Below are 16,999 nucleotides of genomic sequence, written 5' to 3'. Positions count from 1 at the left end.
GGGGTCAGCCTACCCAGTCATGCCGGAAAACTGAAACGTGTTCCAGTCTGCTCTGGCCCCGGCTATGGGGCGCTTGCGGCAAGCACGATGTCGCGCAGCTCGTCGGGGGTGTCCCGCATCAGGTTGTGTTTGCCATCGAGCTCGTGGGTGACCCAGGTCGCGTCCGTACGGACGCGGTCGTAGGAGCGCTGCAGCGGGGATTCGCCGGGCCAGTCCCGCGCGTAGACATAGGTGCGCTGCCGGAAGCGGGCGAGGTCGCCGCGCACCCGGAGCGGCTGCAGCACCGAGGCTAGCGGATGCGAGGTGGCCCGCTGGTCGAAGAACGGCAGCGGCGGTACGCCGAAACCTGTCTCGTCCACCCCGAGGTACCAGCGCCGCTCGTCATCGTTGACCAGATCCCAACAGGATTCGCCGTCGCGAGGCACCACCGCGTCGACGAACACGAGCGAGTCCACCCGTGCAGCGATCCGATCGGCCACGCCGGTGATCACCATCCCGCCGTAACTGTGTCCGAGCAGGACGAGATCCTCTGTGGCACAGGCGTTGTCAATGGCGGCGAGGACGTCGACGATGTGCGTGTCGAGGTTCACCCCACCGTGCAACACATGGGCGCGTTCTGCGACGCCGCTCAGGGTGACGGCGACGACGTGGTGGCCGGCGGTCTGCAACGCCCCGGCTAGATCGTCGAAACACCAGGCGCCGTGGCACATTCCAGGAACGAGAACGTACGTGGTCATGTCTCCACGGTGAACCGCAGACGGCTATACGTCCAATACATATTCATTCTTCTTCCTATAATCGATCGTTATGGAGCTTCGTCAGCTCGAATATCTGGTCGCGGTCGTGGAGGAAGGCAGCTTCACCCGGGCCGCGCAGCGCGAGCGGGTGGCGCAGCCCGCCGTCAGCGCCCAGATCCGTCGCCTGGAACGGATGGTCGGCCAGCAGCTGCTGAACCGGTCGAATCGCGAGGTGCGACTGACCGAGGCCGGCTCGGCGCTGCTGCCGCATGCCAGAGCGGCTCTGGCCGCGGTCCGAGCAGCGCAGCACGCGGTCGACGAGGTCGCCCACATGGTCCGCGGTTCCGTCGCGATCGGCACGGTGACGCTGCATCCGGTCGACATCGCCGCGCTGATGGCCGACTTCCACCGCGACCATCCCCAGGTGGAGCTCACGCTGCTCACCGACAATTCCGACGCCCTGCTCGACAAGCTCGCTGATGGCCGCCTCGATGTCGCGATCGTGTCGATCCCCGCCGACGCCGTCCCTGTGGGCCTCGACTGTGCGGTCATCACCGACGAGATCATCGAGCCGGCAGTCGCTCCGGAGCATCCGCTGCGTCACCGCAAGACCCTGACGCTGCCGGAACTGTGTGGGCAGACGCTGATAGCCCTCCCCGAGGGCACCGGGCTGCGGTCCCGTCTCGACGAGGCCTGCGCTGCACAGGGTTTGCGACCGCGGATCGGCTTCGAGGCGACCAATCCGCTCGAGTTGGCCGACTTGGCGCGCCGAGGATTGGGTGTGGCGATCCTGCCCCGGTCGATGGCGCGCGGTGACGCTGGTCTACACGCTCTTCGGCTGACTCCGACGCTGCGCGGACGGTTGGTGTGGGCGTGGCGCAGGGAGGCGGCCGGTCCGGCGGCACACGCGTTCTGCGCCCTGGCGCTGCGCCGGCTCAGGCCTGCAGGCCGCGGATGACGAGGTCGATGGTCCGCGCGAAAGCCGCAGTCGCATCGGGTGTCTGGACAAGCCCGGCGACTTCCAGCGTGACAGCGCCGTGCTGCGCGTTCCACACGGCCTGGGCGGCTTCCCGCGGGTCGAGGCCCGGCCCCAGTGCAAGCGCCGCAACCAGGTCGACGAGGGTGCCGAACACCTCTCGACCCCGCGCGGTCACCGGCGAGGCGGGGTCGGCGGCCGGTGAGCCTGCCGCGAAGATCAAGGCGTAGCGCGCGGGGTGAGAGATCGCGAACCGGCGGTAGCCCTTTGCGGAACGGCGCAGTCGGTCGGCCGGTGTGCCGGACGTGTCGACCTCGATGGCAGCGGCGAGGCCGTCGAACGCGCGCAGGGCCAGGGCGGCGAGCAACCCGTCCTTGTTGGTGAATCGGTTGTAGACGCCCATCGGCGCCACTCCGGCCTCTTGGGCGACGGATCGCACCGTCACCGCGGCGGCACCGTCGCGGTCCAACACCGTCTCGGCCGCGCTGAGTAGCGCGGCCGAGACCTGCTCGCTGGCGGTGCGACGCCGGGGCACTGTCACGCCGCCTCGGTGACGCCTCGGCGGGCGAGCCAGGCGAGCGTCTCGTCGGCGACGTCACGCCAGCCGTGGTCGATGGTCAGCGAGTGACCGCGCCCCTCGAACGGGTGGAAGTCGGTGACGGCATCGCTGCGGTACAGCCGGTGGGCTGCCTCGGCGGTCGCGCGCGGCACGGTGTGATCGTCTGATCCGGCGGTGATCAACAGCGGTCCGCGCTCCGCATTCGCGGTGTCGACCGCCGCCGGCGAGCGGCGGTGCAGGTTGGCGCCGGCCGCCTCGAACAGCGGCTTGCCCGGGGAGGGGATCGACCACTGCTCCCACAATGCGTCGGATTCTTCCTGGCTCACCGCGTTGCCGAAGCCGTACCGCCACTGCGCCCGCGTCAGGGCCTTGGCGCGCCCGCGATTGAGCGGGTTGCCCAGCACCGGGAACGCCGAGCGCAGCTGTGTGAACGGCAGTCCCGTCACGCCCTTGATCGGGGCGGGGTCGATGGCGATGGCGGCGGCCGCCTTGTTCTCCCCGAGCAGCCGCTGTGCGATCAACCCACCGAACGAGTGCCCGATCACCACGGGCGGAGTGTCGAACTCGTCGAGGATGCGTGCGTAGTGGGCGGTCAGCTCGTCGATACCGAATCCGGCTTGTGCCGCCGGGTTCTGCCGGGTCTCCTCGACCGTCGGCAGCTCGCCGGGCCACGCCGGGGCGATGCCCTGATGACCGTGTTCGGCGACGTAGTCGATCCAGGGTTGCCATGCGGTGTGGGCGACCCACAGGCCGTGGATGAAGACGATGTTCGTCATGGCGGTGCTCCTGCTCGTTATAGAACGATGTTATATAAGAATGGACGCTCGGTGAAACGGTGCCGACCCCGCGTTCATTCCCGCCGGTCGTCGTGTCGGTCGCGGTGCTTAGAGTGAAGGCCGTGAGCCCAGCCAAGACCGCATCGGTGACCGATCAGAAACAGACCCTGATGCTGCTGGACGGCAACTCGCTGGCCTTCCGCGCGTTCTATGCCCTGCCCGCCGAGAACTTCAAGACCCAGGGCGGTCTCACCACCAACGCGGTGTACGGCTTCACCGCCATGCTGATCAACCTGCTGCGTGACGAGCAGCCCAGCCACATCGCCGCCGCGTTCGACGTGTCGCGCCAGACGTTCCGCAAAGAGAAGTACCCGGAGTACAAGGAGGGCCGGTCGGCCACCCCGGACGAGTTCCGCGGCCAGATCGACATCACCAAGGAGGTGCTCGGGGCGCTCGGCATCACGGTGCTCGCCGAGCCGGGATTCGAGGCCGACGACATCATCGCCACGCTGGCCACCCAGGCCGAGAACGAGGGCTACCGGGTCCTCGTCGTCACGGGGGATCGCGATTCACTGCAACTGGTCAGCAACGACGTGACCGTGCTCTACCCGCGCAAGGGCGTCAGCGAGCTGACGCGGTTCACCCCCGATGCCGTGCAGGAGAAGTACGGTCTCACCCCGGCGCAGTACCCCGATTTCGCGGCCCTGCGCGGTGACCCGAGCGACAATCTGCCCGGCATCCCGGGTGTGGGGGAGAAGACCGCGACCAAGTGGATCGCCGAGTACGGCTCGCTGCAGTCGCTGGTGGACAACGTCGACAAGGTCAAGGGCAAGGTCGGGGACGCGCTGCGCGCGCACCTGTCCAGCGTCGTGCTCAACCGTGAACTGACCGATCTGGTGAAAGACGTGCCGTTGGCGCAGACCCCGGACACGCTGCGGATGCAGCCGTGGAACCGGGACCAGATCCACCGCCTGTTCGACGACCTGGAGTTCCGGGTGCTGCGTGACCGGCTGTTCGACACCCTCGCTTCGGCCGACCCGGAAGTCGAGGAGGGTTTCGAGGTGCGCGGCGAGGCCTTGGCGCCCGGCACACTGGCGGGCTGGCTGGCCGAGCGCGCCGACGGCGGGCGCTTTGGTGTCGCGGTGGTCGGCAACCATCTGGCCTTCGCCAGTGATGCGACAGCGCTCGCACTGGTCGCACCGGATGGCGACGGCCGCTACATCGACACCTCGACACTGAGTCCCGAGGACGAGCCCGCGCTGGCCGCGTGGCTCGCCGATCCTGCGCAGCCGAAGGCCCTGCACGAGGCCAAGCTCGCCATCCATGATCTCCAGGGCAGGGGATGGACGCTCGCCGGCGTCACCTCGGACACGGCCCTGGCGGCCTACCTGGTGCGGCCCGGGCAGCGCAGCTTCACACTCGACGATCTCTCCCTGCGGTATCTCAAGCGCGAGTTGCGAGCCGATAATGCCGAGCAGCAACAACTCTCGTTGCTCGACGACAGCGACGGCGTCGACGATCAGGCGGTGCAGACCCTGCTGCTGCGCGCCAGCGCGGTGATGGATCTCGCCGTCGCGCTCGACGAGGAACTGGCCCGCATCGACTCCTCGGAGCTGCTGGGCAACATGGAGCTGCCCGTGCAGCGGGTGCTGGCCGACCTTGAAACTGCAGGTATCGCAGTCGATCTCGAGATGCTCGCCGAGTTGCAGAGCGAGTTCGCCGGACAGATCCGCGACGCGGCCGAGGCGGCGTACGCGGTGATCGGCAAGCAGATCAACCTGGGTTCGCCCAAGCAGCTGCAGGTGGTGCTGTTCGACGAGTTGGAGATGCCGAAGACCAAGCGGACCAAGACCGGCTACACCACTGACGCCGACGCGCTGCAGGGCCTTTTCGACAAGACCGGCCACCCGTTCCTGCAGCATCTGCTGGCACACCGCGACGCCACCCGGCTCAAGGTCACCGTCGACGGGTTGCTGAACTCGGTGGCTGAAGACGGTCGAATTCATACGACGTTCAACCAGACGATCGCGGCCACCGGCCGGTTGTCCTCGACCGAGCCGAATCTGCAGAACATCCCGATCCGCACGGAAGCGGGCCGCCGCATCCGCGACGCGTTCGTGGTTGGTGGTGGCTACAGCGAGCTGATGACAGCCGACTACAGCCAGATCGAGATGCGCATCATGGCGCACCTGTCCCGCGACGAGGGGCTGATCGAGGCGTTCAACACCGGCGAGGATCTGCACTCGTTCGTGGCGTCGCGGGCGTTCGACGTGCCGATCGACGAGGTGACGGCGGAACTGCGGCGCCGGGTGAAGGCGATGTCCTACGGCCTGGCCTATGGGTTGAGCGCATACGGCCTGTCCGCGCAGCTCAAGATCTCCACCGAGGAGGCGAAGGTCCAGATGGACCAGTACTTCGCCCGCTTCGGCGGGATCCGCGACTACCTGCGCGATGTGGTCGACCAGGCGCGTAAGGACGGCTACACCTCGACGGTGTTCGGTCGCAGGCGTTACCTGCCCGAACTCGACAGCAGCAACCGCAACGTCCGTGAAGCTGCTGAGCGCGCAGCGTTGAACGCCCCGATCCAGGGCAGTGCCGCCGACATCATCAAGGTCGCGATGATCAATACCGACCGCGCGATCGCCGATGCCGGTCTGAGCTCACGCATGTTGCTGCAGGTGCACGACGAGCTGCTCTTCGAGGTCGCCGACGGCGAGCGCGAGGCCTTGGAGGCGTTGGTGCGCGAGCACATGGGCACGGCCTATCCGCTCGACGTACCGCTGGAGGTCTCTGTCGGCTATGGCCGCAGCTGGGACGCCGCGGCGCACTGAGCGTCTGCTATATATGCAAGCCTACATAATTGGGCTTGAGCAGGAGGCGCGCACATGGCCGAGCACCCGTTCGACGAGGCTATTGAGCTGCAACCCGGCGACGCCGGCGTCTTTCGCGGAAGGACCACCTCCGACTGGGCGAACATGGTCGGTCCGTTCGGTGGCATGACGGCTGCCCTGCTGTTGCGCGCGGTCGAACTGCAGCCGGAATGCAACGGTGAGCCGCTGGCGCTCACCGTGAATTTCGCGGCGCCCATCGCCGACGGAGAGTTCGACATCACCGCCCGCTGCGTGCGCACCAACCGGAGCAATCAACACTGGTTCGTCGACCTGGCACAGGACGGCACGATCACCACAACGGCGACAGCGGTGTTCGGTCGACGCCGCGATACGTGGTCGGATACCGAAAAACCCATGCCGAGCGTTCCCGCGCCCGAGGATCTGCCAGAACGGGGGCTGCCGCCCATGATCGCTTGGGCCCGCAACTACGACATGCGCTTCATCGACGGCGCAGTCCCGGCCAAGGGGGCGGCGCCCGCCGACTCGTCGACCACCATGCTGTGGGCCCGCGACCGACACGGACGCCCCCTTGATTTCGCCGCGCTCACTGCCGCCAGCGACATCTTTTATCCGCGCGTCTACCTGCGGCTGGGCGCGCCCACGCCGGCAGGCACGATCTCGCTGACCACCTACTTCCACGCCACCGGCACGGAACTCGCCTCCGCGGGAGACGGATTCGTACTCGGCTGCGCATCGGCGAACCGCTTCTCCGGCGGCTATTTCGATCAGTCCGCAGAGATCTGGAGCCGCTCAGGCACCCTTCTGGCCACTACGCATCAGATCGTCTACTTCAAGACGTAGCGACTACGACGGCGGATGTCCGCGCACGATCAGCTCGCGCGGCCCGGTAGGCAGCCGCCAGTGGAACGTGATGGCCGCCAGGCGGAGTAGCGTCGCCACCAGCGTGCCGACGGCGACGCCGATCCACTGCGGGCCGAAGTAGTCGATGACGACGTAGATCACCGAGCCGAGCATCGCGGGAACCGCGTACATGTCGTCGGGACCCATCACGACGGGCACGTCGCGGGCCGTGACATCGCGGATGATCGTGCCGGCCAGTGCCGACACCATGCCCAGCAGCGCCGCGGCGAACCAGCTGGCGCCGTGGTCGACGGCCAGCGCGGCACCCGAGGTGGCGAAGAACCCCATCCCGACGGCGTCGAGCATCGCCACCGGATGATGAAGCCTGATGACCGTTCGCGCGAACAGCGTGGCCAGGGCGGCCGCGGCCAGGCACACGGTGACATCCGGCCAGCGCTGCAGGGACTGCGGGGGATCGATGTCGAGCAGGACGTCACGCAACACTCCGCCGCCGACGCCGGTCAGCACCGCCATCGCCGCGATCCCGAACACGTCGAACCCCTTACGGACCCCGAGGACGGCACCGGATGCCGCGGCGGCCGCGATGCCGAGGTAGTTGAGGATGTGCTGGATCACCAGCCGAGTATGGCGGCCCGCGGGCCGTCAGTACGCCCGGAAGCCGGCCATGTGCTGTAGCGCCGGTGACGTGGCGCGTGCCGCGTACAGCGCGTAGGTCTCCTCGTGCAGCAGCGCGATGACGCGCGGATCGCCGAAGCCCCGGTCGATCCGGTCGCGCACGAACGCCAGCTCGACGACTCGATGGGCGAACTGCCGTATCGAGGTCGCGGCGGGCTTGCCGCCGAAGCGGTGTGCCGTGTCGACGGCGAGCTTGCGCGTCTTCAGCGACCCCAGCCAGGTCGCCTCGTTGGGGCTGATCAAGCCGGCGGCCACCATGCCGGGCAGCGTGCCCGCCACCACGTGTTGCTCACGGCGCCGGCTGCGCACCGCCAGTGTGATCGCCAGCGCGAACACGGGCACCATCCACAGCGCGTAGACCGCGAAGTAGGCGCCCGCCCCCAACAGAGACGACCCGTTCCACATCGCATGCAGCAGGACCGCGCCCGCGTAGCCGAGCAGGAGGGCGCCGGCTCTGCCCGCGGTCGAGCGGCGGTGCAGTGCGTACCACACCCCGATGGCCGTCATCGTGGTGAACAGGGAATGGGCGAAGGGCGACATGATCAGCCGCAGGGCCGCGGTCACCAGCGACTCGGCCACCGACTCGCCGTTGGCGATGTAGAGGATGTCCTCGAGCCACGCGAAACCGGCTCCCACCAGACCCGCATAGACCAGGCAGTCGGTCAGCGAGTTCAGCTCGTTACGCCGGACGCCGGTCATCATCAGCAGCAGGAACACACCCTTGGCGGCTTCCTCGGTCACGGGTGCGCCCACCACCAGGGTCAGCGGACTGACGTCGCTCGAGCCCGCGGGATGAACCCAGGCCTCGAGGAGGATCTGCAGGACCGCGGAGATGACGACCGCCGCCGAAGTGCCCCACAGAAAAGCGAAGACGAGCAGCCGGGGCGGTTCCGGCTCCCACCGGTCCAACCAGAGATAGGACAGCACCACCACGGTCATCGCGATGCTGGAGAGCACGAAACCGATCGAGGTGCCGACCGGGTTGACGGCGGTGAGCAGAATCACGATGAGGCCGGCGACGGTGCCGAGTGCGATCAGCAGACCCAGGGGCGCGCCGACCCGGCGAACGCGTGTCACGCCCAGCACAGTAGCCGCTGCACGGGGCGGGTTTGTCCTGCGTGTACCGCGTCGAGTAGCCTTGACAAGTACCTGTGCGTTCTATTCGCGGGTGCGATCAACAAAACACTTCTTGTCCCTACGATTGAACCTGTCCGGAGCAACCCACCACATGCCAAGTCCCTCCGTCACGTCTCCGCAAGTAGCCCTCAACGACATCGGCTCCGCGGAGGATTTCCTCGCCGCCATCGACAAGACCATCAAATACTTCAACGATGGCGACATCGTCGAAGGGACCATCGTCAAGGTGGACCGCGACGAGGTCCTACTCGACATCGGCTACAAGACCGAAGGTGTCATCCCTTCCCGCGAACTCTCGATCAAGCACGACGTCGACCCCAATGAGGTTGTGTCCGTCGGCGACGAGGTCGAAGCGCTGGTCCTCACCAAGGAGGACAAAGAAGGTCGCCTCATCCTGTCCAAGAAGCGCGCTCAGTACGAGCGGGCCTGGGGCACCATCGAAGAGCTCAAGGAGAAGGACGAGGCCGTCAAGGGCACCGTCATCGAGGTCGTCAAGGGCGGCCTGATCCTCGACATCGGCCTGCGCGGCTTCCTGCCCGCGTCGTTGGTGGAGATGCGTCGCGTCCGCGATCTGCAGCCGTACATCGGCAAGGAGATCGAGGCCAAGATCATCGAGCTCGACAAGAACCGCAACAACGTGGTGCTCAGCCGCCGCGCCTGGCTGGAGCAGACCCAGTCCGAGGTGCGCAGCGAATTCCTCAACCAGCTCACCAAGGGCGCCATCCGCAAGGGTGTCGTGTCCTCCATCGTCAACTTCGGCGCGTTCGTCGATCTCGGCGGTGTCGACGGCCTGGTGCACGTCTCCGAGCTGTCCTGGAAGCACATCGACCACCCGTCCGAGGTCGTCCAGGTCGGCGACGAGGTCACCGTCGAGGTGCTCGACGTCGACATGGATCGCGAGCGGGTGTCGTTGTCGCTCAAGGCGACTCAGGAAGATCCGTGGCGCCACTTCGCCCGCACCCACGCCATCGGCCAGATCGTGCCGGGCAAGGTCACCAAGCTGGTGCCCTTCGGTGCGTTCGTCCGGGTCGAGGAGGGCATCGAGGGTCTGGTGCACATCTCCGAGCTCTCCGAGCGTCACGTCGAAGTGCCGGACCAGGTGGTCCAGGTCGGCGACGACGCCATGGTCAAGGTCATCGACATCGACCTGGAGCGGCGCCGGATCTCGCTGAGCCTCAAGCAGGCCAACGAGGACTACAACAGCGAAGAGTTCGAGGCCTGGAAGTACGGCATGGCCGACAGCTACGACGACCAGGGCAACTACATCTTCCCGGAGGGCTTCGACGCCGAGACCAACGAATGGCTCGAAGGCTTCGACAAGCAGCGGGACGAGTGGGAGGCCCGCTACGCCGAGGCGGAGCGTCGCTACAAGATGCACACCGCGCAGATGGAGAAGTTCGCCGCGGCCGAGGCGGAGGAAGCGGCTCGTCCGACCTCATCGTCGTCGAACAGCCGCTCGGAGGAGTCGACCGGCGGGTCGCTGGCCAGCGATGCCCAGCTCGCCGCGCTGCGCGAAAAGCTCGCGGGTAACGCGTAAGTCAGTTCACGATCGAAGGCCCCGGCTCGGAAAGAGTCGGGGCCTTCGTCGTCTGCACTCATCGGCTGCCTGACAGACTGTCGGGCGTGCTGCGTATCGGATTGACCGGAGGAATCGGGGCGGGCAAGTCGACGGTGTCGGCGACGTTCGACGAGCTCGGCGCCATCGTCGTCGACGGCGACGTCATCGCCCGGGAGGTGGTGGAGCCAGGTACCGAGGGGCTTGCCAAACTGGTCGAGGCGTTCGGGGAGGGCATCCTCGCCGAGGACGGCTCGTTGAACCGACCGGCTCTGGCCGCGATCGCGTTCAGCGACGAGGCCAAGCGCAAGACGCTGAACGGTGTTGTGCATCCGCTTGTGGGACAACGGCGTTCAGAGCTGATAGCGGCCGCATCGGACGACGCGGTGATCATCGAGGACATCCCATTGCTCGTTGAATCGCAGATGGCGCCGTTGTTCCCGCTGGTGATCATCGTCCATGCCGACGAGGAGCTTCGAGTCCAGCGATTGATCGAGCATCGCGGTTTCACCGAAGAGGACGCCCGAGCGCGTATCGCGGCACAGGCCACCGAGGCCGACCGCCGCGCCGTCGCCGATGTCTGGCTCGACAATTCCGGTACCGCCGACGAACTGGTCGGCGCGGCCCGCGCGCTGTGGCACGAACGCATCCACCCGTTCGCGGACAATCTCCGCCGAGGCCGGCCCGCCGCGGCGGAGCCACGACTGGTCGCCTCCGATCCCGAGTGGCCGGCCCAAGCGCGACGGATTCTGGCGAGACTGCGCACCGCGTGCGGTCATCACGCCTCGAGGGTGGACCACATCGGTCCGACGGCAGTGCCCGGTCTGGACGCCGAGGACGTCATCGACGTGCAGGTCACCGTCGCGTCGCTGGACGTCGCCGACGACCTCGCCGACGCGCTGCTGGGCGCCGGCTATGTCCGCACGGCGATCACCGAGGACATCGCCCAGGACACCGCACAGCCCGGCGTCGACGGCCAGTGGGGCAAGCGGCTTTACTGCTCGGCCGACCCCGGCCGCCCGACCAACGTGCACGTGCGGGTCGACGGCTGGCCCGGCCAGCGGTTCGCGCTGCTGTTCGTCGACTGGCTGACGGCCGAGCCCGCAGCGCGCGCCGAGTATCTGGAGCTCACCCGTAGCGCCGCCGCGCAGGGACAAACGACCGCCGGCGACTACGCGAAGCAACCGTGGTTCGCTGAGGCGTACCGCCGCGCATGGGCGTGGGCCGAGGCGTCAGGCTGGCGCCCGTCTCAGTGACCGGACCGTTCCGCATTGGCGTGGATCGCCTCGCGGCAGTACGTCGCGAAACCCGGTAGACCGAACGAATCGTCGTACCGGGCGACATAGCGCGGATCGCTGACGTACATGTCGCCGAGGGTGCGGTGCATCGAGGGCGGGCAGTCGTAGAACCACCTGTTGACGTGCAGCCGGTGCTGCTCGGCCGCATCCATCGCCGTGTCGGAGTCGGCGGGTAGCCCGGCGCGATAGGCGTCGGACAGCGCTTTTTCCACCGCCTCGCCCTCGGCTTTGATTCGGATCCACTCCGCCTTGCCGTACGCCTTCGTCCGTCGCTGCGATTCCTGCCACTGCTCGGATTCGCCGAACTTCTGCTCGGCCTCGGCCTGGTAGTCGTCGAAACCGTCCCCGAACAGTTCGCGCATGTCGTCGTCGGTCATGGGGGTGTCGGCCATGGCTTTCTCCAATGCTTGATCGATGGCCTCGACGAGGTCCTTCATCTCGTCGAGGCGGGACATGACGCGTTCGCGTTGACGGATCAGGTGGCTGACGTGGTCACCGTCGTCCAGGAGCTGCGCGATCTCGTCGAGGGGCAAATCGAGCCGGCGGTACACGATGATCTGGGACAGCCGCGTCAGATCGGTCGGCGTGTACACGCGGTAGCCCGAGGTGTTCCGTCGTCTCGGGGTCAGCAGCCCGATGTCGTCGTAGTGGTGCAGCGTCCGGACGGTGATACCGAATCGCTGCGCGACCTCACCGACGGTGAGTTCTTCCACCCCCATCTCCTGCGTGCCCATCTCCTGCGTCACGTCGACCAGGCTGGCGCCTCACGGTGCGTGAGGGTCAAGTCCTCAGGTGGCCGGCGGTGGTGCGGGTTCGGCGGGGGCCGCGGGGTCGGTCTGAGGCACCGGCTCGCCGGCGACCGGGATGTCCAGCGGGGCGCCGCACTGCAACGTGCCGTAGAGCGGATCGTCTTTGACGCGGAAGAACCGCGGCGCGATGAACTGGTCCGCCTGCGCCACGATCTGGTCGTCGACGAGGATCTCGCAGTGCAGATTCGAGCCGTACGGCCACTGGATCGAGATCTGCATGCCGGCCAGTTTGGGGTCGGTGAGCACGGTGTTCACCTCGAACGTCTGCCCCGGCAGCATGGTCGGTTGCGCACTGTTGACGTTCTGATCGTCCTGCTTGTAGGCGACCACGGCACCGCGGGAGGTGCCGTCGGCGCGTGCACGGTAGAGCACGTTGTGCTGGACCGGCGGCGCGGGCGCCTCGGCGCTCGGGGTGGGGTCGGCTGCGGCGATGGGGCTGCCGGCCGGAACCATCAGCGCGCCCGCCGCGAAGATCGCGGCACCCGCCATCACCCCGGCGCCCCGCGTCCGTCTGCTCGAACTCACGTCGAGAGTCTATGCTCCGCGCCACGTCAGCGTGATGCCGACGGTTGCCAGCCACCGATCGAGGTCGTACTCGTGGCGGGCCAGGGCCTCGACGGTGTGCACCGCGGTGTGGACCGCCCGCTCGGCGTCGTCGGCGCCGAGCAGGCCGTCGCGGACCGCGCAGACCAGCTCGTCGACGTCGGTCACCTCCACCCCGCGGCTCGTGCGCAGCACCAGGTCGAGGTAGTGGTCTTCACCGCTCCAGAGCTGCGGGCCGGGCGTGTAGACGCCGACGTCGAGGTAGAAGTCCTGGTTCCGCTCGTGGCCGGGGTGGAAGTGGAAGACCGTGACCCGCAGATTCAGGGCCGGCAACAGCCACGATTCGAGATAGCCGAACTGGGCCCGCCCGGGGGTGGGCCTGGCCATGTACAGACCCCAGGGGTGTACGGCGAAGACGTCGACATCGCGCACGATGCCCTTGGGGTCTGTGTTGGTGCGGGCGACGAGGTCGAAGGTCTCGCGTTTGGGTGGGTGGATGCCGACAAGGATAGGCGCCCGCCCGGGGAAGAGAAGTTGTCGGTGCCGAGTTCTACCCTGGTGAACATGGCTTTCGCGACTGAACACCCGGTACTCGCTCATTCGGAGTACCGCCCTGTCGATCAGGTGGTGCGTGCGGGCGGCCGTTTCGAGGTGGTCAGCGAGTACGAGCCCGCGGGTGACCAGCCGGCGGCAATCGAGGCGTTGGAGCGGCGCATCCGAGCCGGCGAGCGCGACGTCGTCCTCCTCGGCGCCACCGGTACCGGCAAGTCGGCGACCACCGCATGGCTGATCGAGCGTCTGCAGCGGCCCACCCTGGTGATGGCGCCGAACAAGACGCTGGCCGCCCAGCTCGCAAACGAACTGCGAGAGATGTTGCCGCACAACGCCGTCGAGTACTTCGTCTCGTACTACGACTATTACCAACCCGAGGCGTACATCGCGCAGACCGACACGTACATCGAGAAGGACAGCTCGATCAACGACGACGTCGAGCGGCTGCGGCACTCGGCCACGTCGAGCCTGCTGTCCCGGCGGGACGTCGTGGTGGTGGCGTCGGTGTCCTGTATCTACGGCTTGGGCACGCCGCAGTCGTACATGGACCGCTCGGTCGAGTTGAAGGTCGGCGACGAGGTGCCTCGCGATGCGCTGCTGCGGCTGCTCGTCGACGTCCAGTACACCCGCAACGACATGTCGTTCACCCGCGGGACGTTCCGCGTCCGCGGCGACACCGTCGAGATCATCCCGTCCTACGAGGAACTCGCGGTGCGCATCGAGTTCTTCGGCGACGAGGTCGAGGAGCTCTACTACCTGCACCCGCTGACCGGGGACATCATCCGCAAGGTCGACTCGCTGCGGATCTTCCCGGCCACCCACTACGTCGCGGGGCCCGAGCGGATGGCCCAGGCCATCTCCACCATCGAGGCCGAGCTCGAGGAGCGGCTGGCCGAGCTCGAAGGTCAGGGCAAGCTGCTCGAGGCGCAGCGGCTGCGGATGCGCACCAATTACGACGTCGAGATGATGCGTCAGGTCGGGTTCTGTTCGGGCATCGAGAACTATTCACGCCACATCGACGGGCGGCCCGCAGGTTCGGCTCCGGCGACGCTGCTCGACTACTTCCCGGAGGATTTCCTCCTCGTCATCGACGAGTCCCACGTGACCGTGCCGCAGATCGGCGGCATGTACGAGGGCGACATGTCACGTAAGCGCAACTTGGTGGAGTTCGGCTTCCGGCTGCCGTCCGCGGTCGACAACCGGCCGCTCACCTGGGAGGAATTCGCCGACCGCATCGGTCAGACGGTATACCTGTCCGCGACGCCGGGGCCGTACGAGCTCGCTCAGACCGCCGGCGAGTTCGTCGAGCAGGTCATCCGGCCGACCGGTCTGGTGGACCCACAGGTGATCGTCAAACCGACGAAGGGTCAGATCGACGACTTGATCGGGGAGATCCGCAAGCGCACCGAACGCGACGAGCGGACGCTGGTCACCACGCTGACCAAGAAGATGGCCGAGGATCTGACGGACTACCTGCTGGAGATGGGCATCCGGGTGCGGTACCTGCATTCCGAGGTCGACACGCTGCGCCGGGTCGAGCTGTTACGCCAGCTGCGGCTGGGGGAGTACGACGTGCTCGTCGGCATCAACCTGCTTCGCGAGGGCCTGGACCTGCCCGAGGTGTCGCTGGTGGCGATCCTGGACGCCGACAAAGAGGGGTTCCTGCGCTCACCGCGCAGCCTCATCCAGACGATCGGTCGGGCGGCGCGCAACGTGTCCGGCGAGGTCCACATGTACGCGGACAAGATCACCGACTCGATGAAAGAGGCGATCGACGAGACAGAGCGGCGCCGGGCCAAACAGATCGCCTACAACACCGAGCACGGCATCGATCCGCAACCACTGCGCAAGAAGATCGCCGACATCCTCGATCAGGTGTACCGAGAGGCCGACGACACCGACGCCGCGGTGGAGGTGGGCGGCTCGGGCCGCAACGCCTCCCGCGGCCGGCGCGCGCAAGGCGAGCCCGGCCGGGCGGTGAGCGCCGGTGTCTTCGAGGGCCGCGACACGGCCAACATGCCGCGGGCCGAATTGGCCGATCTGATCAAGGATCTGACCGCACAGATGATGGCCGCGGCGCGCGATCTCCAATTCGAGCTGGCCGCCCGCATCCGCGACGAGATCCAGGACCTCAAGAAGGAACTGCGCGGCATGGACGCCGCCGGGCTGAAATAGCTTGATCTCAAGCGCTGTTGAGGTCTTACGGTCTACGGCGTGACTGACATCGACGACGCTGACAGGGTCGCGGCCGGCCATCAGAACGCGGGTACGTGGCGTGATCTTCTCGGGCCGCGGTATCTGGGCGCCTCGACCGTGCTCGCCGGGGGCGTGGCGTTGTATGCGACCAATGAGTTCCTCACGATCAGCCTGATGCCCAGCGCGGTCGCCGACATCGGCGGTCAACGGCTCTACGCCTGGGTCACCACGGTGTATCTGGTCGGATCGGTGGTGGCTGCGACCACGGTGCACGCGGTCCTGATGCGGTGGGGACCGCGTCGGTCATATCTGTTCGGGCTGAGCATGTTCGGCGTCGGCAGCCTGGCGTGCGCGCTGGCCCCCACGATGGAGCTGCTACTCGTCGGCCGGGCCGTGCAGGGTGCGGCCGGCGGCATGTTGGCCGGGCTCGGATACGCCGTCATCAACACAGCGCTGCCCGCCAGACTGTGGACCAAAGCCTCCGCCCTGGTGTCCGCCATGTGGGGTGTCGGCACCCTGATCGGACCGGCGGCCGGCGGGTTGTTCGCTCAGTTCGGTTCGTGGCGTTGGGCTTTCGGAGTGCTCGTGGTGATGACGACCGCGATGTCGGTGTTGGTGCCGGTGGCGTTGCCCGGTCGCCGGGCCGACGATGCGGCAGCGCCGACGCGAGTCGGGGTTCCGGTCCGGTCGTTGGTACTCCTCGGCGCGGCCGCTCTGCTGGTGTCGTCGGCCGGGGTCCCGCATGACGTGCGAGCCACCGCGGGGCTGGTGGCGGCCGGTCTCGCGCTGATCCCGGTGTTCGTGATCCTCGACCGCCGGGCTCGCGCCGCGGTGTTGCCGCCGAGCGCTTTCATTCCGGGGCCGCTCAAGTGGATCTACCTGACGCTGGGCACGTTGATGGCCGCGACCATGGTGGACATGTACGTGCCGTTGTTCGCGCAGCGGCTCGCGCATCTCGCCCCGCTCGCCGCGGGTTTTCTCGGCGCCGGCCTGGCGGTGGGGTGGACGGCGGGGGAGATCACCAGCGCGTCGGTGAGCAGGCCGGCGGTGATCGTGCGGGTGGTGGCGGTGGCGCCGCTGATGATGGCGGTGGGTCTGACGGTCGGTGCGCTGACGCAGCGGCAGGACGCATCCGCGGCTTTCGTCGCGGCGTGGGCGCTGTCTCTGGTGATCACCGGTTCGGGGATCGGCATGGCGTGGCCGCATCTGTCGGCGTGGGCGATGTGCAAGGTGCGCGACCCCGCCGAAGGGCCCGCGGCCGCGGCGGCCATCAACACCGTGCAGGTGATCTGCGGGGCGTTCGGGGCGGCGCTGGCCGGCGTGGTGGTCAACGTCTCCGACCGAGGCGACGCGACCGCAGCGCACTGGTTGTTCGCGGTGTTCGCGGCGCTGGCAGCGTCGGCGGTCGTCGCGGCGATCCGCAGCGGCCGCCCCGTGCCGGGTCAAGGATCACGGTGAGTTCAAGCCTGGGCT

At 67.6% G+C, this 16,999-nt stretch carries 15 protein-coding genes; 7 read left to right on the top strand and 8 right to left on the bottom strand.

The window, feature by feature from the left end; all coding sequences use genetic code 11:
* Nucleotides 1-62: 62 nt before the first annotated feature.
* A complete protein-coding gene (locus MHN84_RS05425; protein WP_241203612.1) occupies nucleotides 63-737 on the bottom strand; it encodes an alpha/beta fold hydrolase in 675 nt (224 codons plus the stop codon).
* A 70-nt stretch (nucleotides 738-807) separates the two neighbouring features.
* On the opposite strand from MHN84_RS05425, the gene MHN84_RS05420 reads away from it, so the two are divergent.
* Nucleotides 808-1,695 carry a LysR substrate-binding domain-containing protein gene (locus MHN84_RS05420; RefSeq protein ID WP_241203611.1) on the top strand — a complete coding sequence of 296 codons (888 nt, stop codon included), beginning with the start codon at nucleotides 808-810 and terminating at the stop codon, nucleotides 1,693-1,695.
* Here MHN84_RS05420 and MHN84_RS05415 read toward each other — a convergent pair.
* Together MHN84_RS05415 and MHN84_RS05410 are read right to left on the bottom strand one after the other, a co-directional pair.
* Nucleotides 1,673-2,254: a TetR/AcrR family transcriptional regulator gene (locus MHN84_RS05415; protein ID WP_241203610.1), complete on the bottom strand. Its 582-nt coding sequence runs from the start codon at nucleotides 2,252-2,254 to the stop codon at nucleotides 1,673-1,675. The two genes, MHN84_RS05420 and MHN84_RS05415, sit on opposite strands and share 23 nt — an antisense overlap.
* Nucleotides 2,251-3,048 carry an alpha/beta hydrolase gene (locus MHN84_RS05410; protein ID WP_241203609.1) on the bottom strand — a complete coding sequence of 266 codons (798 nt, stop codon included), beginning with the start codon at nucleotides 3,046-3,048 and terminating at the stop codon, nucleotides 2,251-2,253. Before MHN84_RS05410 ends, MHN84_RS05415 begins: the two co-directional genes overlap by 4 nt.
* A 170-nt stretch (nucleotides 3,049-3,218) precedes the next feature.
* On the opposite strand from MHN84_RS05410, the gene polA reads away from it, so the two are divergent.
* On the top strand, nucleotides 3,219-5,879 hold the full coding sequence (polA, locus tag MHN84_RS05405) for a DNA polymerase I (protein WP_241203857.1): 2,661 nt from the start codon (nucleotides 3,219-3,221) through the stop codon (nucleotides 5,877-5,879).
* A gap of 54 nt (nucleotides 5,880-5,933) precedes the next feature.
* Complete coding sequence (locus MHN84_RS05400; RefSeq protein WP_241203608.1) at nucleotides 5,934-6,740, top strand: acyl-CoA thioesterase II; 807 nt, start codon at nucleotides 5,934-5,936, stop codon at nucleotides 6,738-6,740.
* Nucleotides 6,741-6,743: 3 nt separating this feature from the next.
* On the opposite strand, the gene MHN84_RS05395 is transcribed toward MHN84_RS05400, so the two are convergent.
* Together MHN84_RS05395 and MHN84_RS05390 are read right to left on the bottom strand one after the other, a co-directional pair.
* Nucleotides 6,744-7,376, bottom strand: a complete 633-nt coding sequence (locus MHN84_RS05395) for a trimeric intracellular cation channel family protein (protein WP_241203607.1) — start codon at nucleotides 7,374-7,376, stop codon at nucleotides 6,744-6,746.
* Between the two features lie 27 nt (nucleotides 7,377-7,403).
* Nucleotides 7,404-8,513, bottom strand: coding sequence for a PrsW family intramembrane metalloprotease (locus MHN84_RS05390; RefSeq protein ID WP_241203606.1), 1,110 nt, complete (start codon nucleotides 8,511-8,513; stop codon nucleotides 7,404-7,406).
* Between the two features lie 151 nt (nucleotides 8,514-8,664).
* Between MHN84_RS05390 and rpsA the strand changes: the two genes are divergently transcribed.
* The gene (rpsA, locus tag MHN84_RS05385; RefSeq protein ID WP_241203605.1) at nucleotides 8,665-10,110 is read left to right on the top strand and encodes a 30S ribosomal protein S1; all 1,446 of its coding nucleotides are present in this window, start codon (nucleotides 8,665-8,667) and stop codon (nucleotides 10,108-10,110) included.
* Between the two features lie 86 nt (nucleotides 10,111-10,196).
* On the top strand, nucleotides 10,197-11,384 hold the full coding sequence (coaE, locus tag MHN84_RS05380; RefSeq protein WP_241203604.1) for a dephospho-CoA kinase: 1,188 nt from the start codon (nucleotides 10,197-10,199) through the stop codon (nucleotides 11,382-11,384).
* On the opposite strand, the gene MHN84_RS05375 is transcribed toward coaE, so the two are convergent.
* From MHN84_RS05375 to MHN84_RS05365, 3 genes are all read right to left on the bottom strand, one after another.
* Entirely contained in the window at nucleotides 11,378-12,139 is a 762-nt protein-coding gene (locus MHN84_RS05375; protein ID WP_241203856.1) for a MerR family transcriptional regulator, read from the bottom strand. The two genes, coaE and MHN84_RS05375, sit on opposite strands and share 7 nt — an antisense overlap.
* 75 nt (nucleotides 12,140-12,214) lie before the next feature.
* Nucleotides 12,215-12,688 (bottom strand): hypothetical protein, encoded by a 474-nt coding sequence (locus tag MHN84_RS05370; RefSeq protein WP_241203855.1) that lies wholly within the window; start codon nucleotides 12,686-12,688, stop codon nucleotides 12,215-12,217.
* Nucleotides 12,689-12,769: 81 nt separating this feature from the next.
* Complete coding sequence (locus tag MHN84_RS05365; protein ID WP_241203854.1) at nucleotides 12,770-13,276, bottom strand: DUF402 domain-containing protein; 507 nt, start codon at nucleotides 13,274-13,276, stop codon at nucleotides 12,770-12,772.
* A gap of 66 nt (nucleotides 13,277-13,342) precedes the next feature.
* Between MHN84_RS05365 and uvrB the strand changes: the two genes are divergently transcribed.
* On the top strand, nucleotides 13,343-15,505 hold the full coding sequence (uvrB, locus tag MHN84_RS05360; protein WP_241203603.1) for an excinuclease ABC subunit UvrB: 2,163 nt from the start codon (nucleotides 13,343-13,345) through the stop codon (nucleotides 15,503-15,505).
* Between the two features lie 39 nt (nucleotides 15,506-15,544).
* Nucleotides 15,545-16,984 carry an MFS transporter gene (locus MHN84_RS05355; RefSeq protein WP_241203602.1) on the top strand — a complete coding sequence of 480 codons (1,440 nt, stop codon included), beginning with the start codon at nucleotides 15,545-15,547 and terminating at the stop codon, nucleotides 16,982-16,984.
* Nucleotides 16,985-16,999: the final 15 nt, after the last annotated feature.

Source organism: Mycobacterium sp. PSTR-4-N (genome assembly GCF_022348085.1).
In the GTDB taxonomy this organism is placed as follows: Bacteria; Actinomycetota; Actinomycetes; order Mycobacteriales; family Mycobacteriaceae; genus Mycobacterium.
The sequence above is the reverse complement of the archived record's forward strand: the minus strand, read 5'-3'. Positions and strand labels throughout refer to the sequence as shown.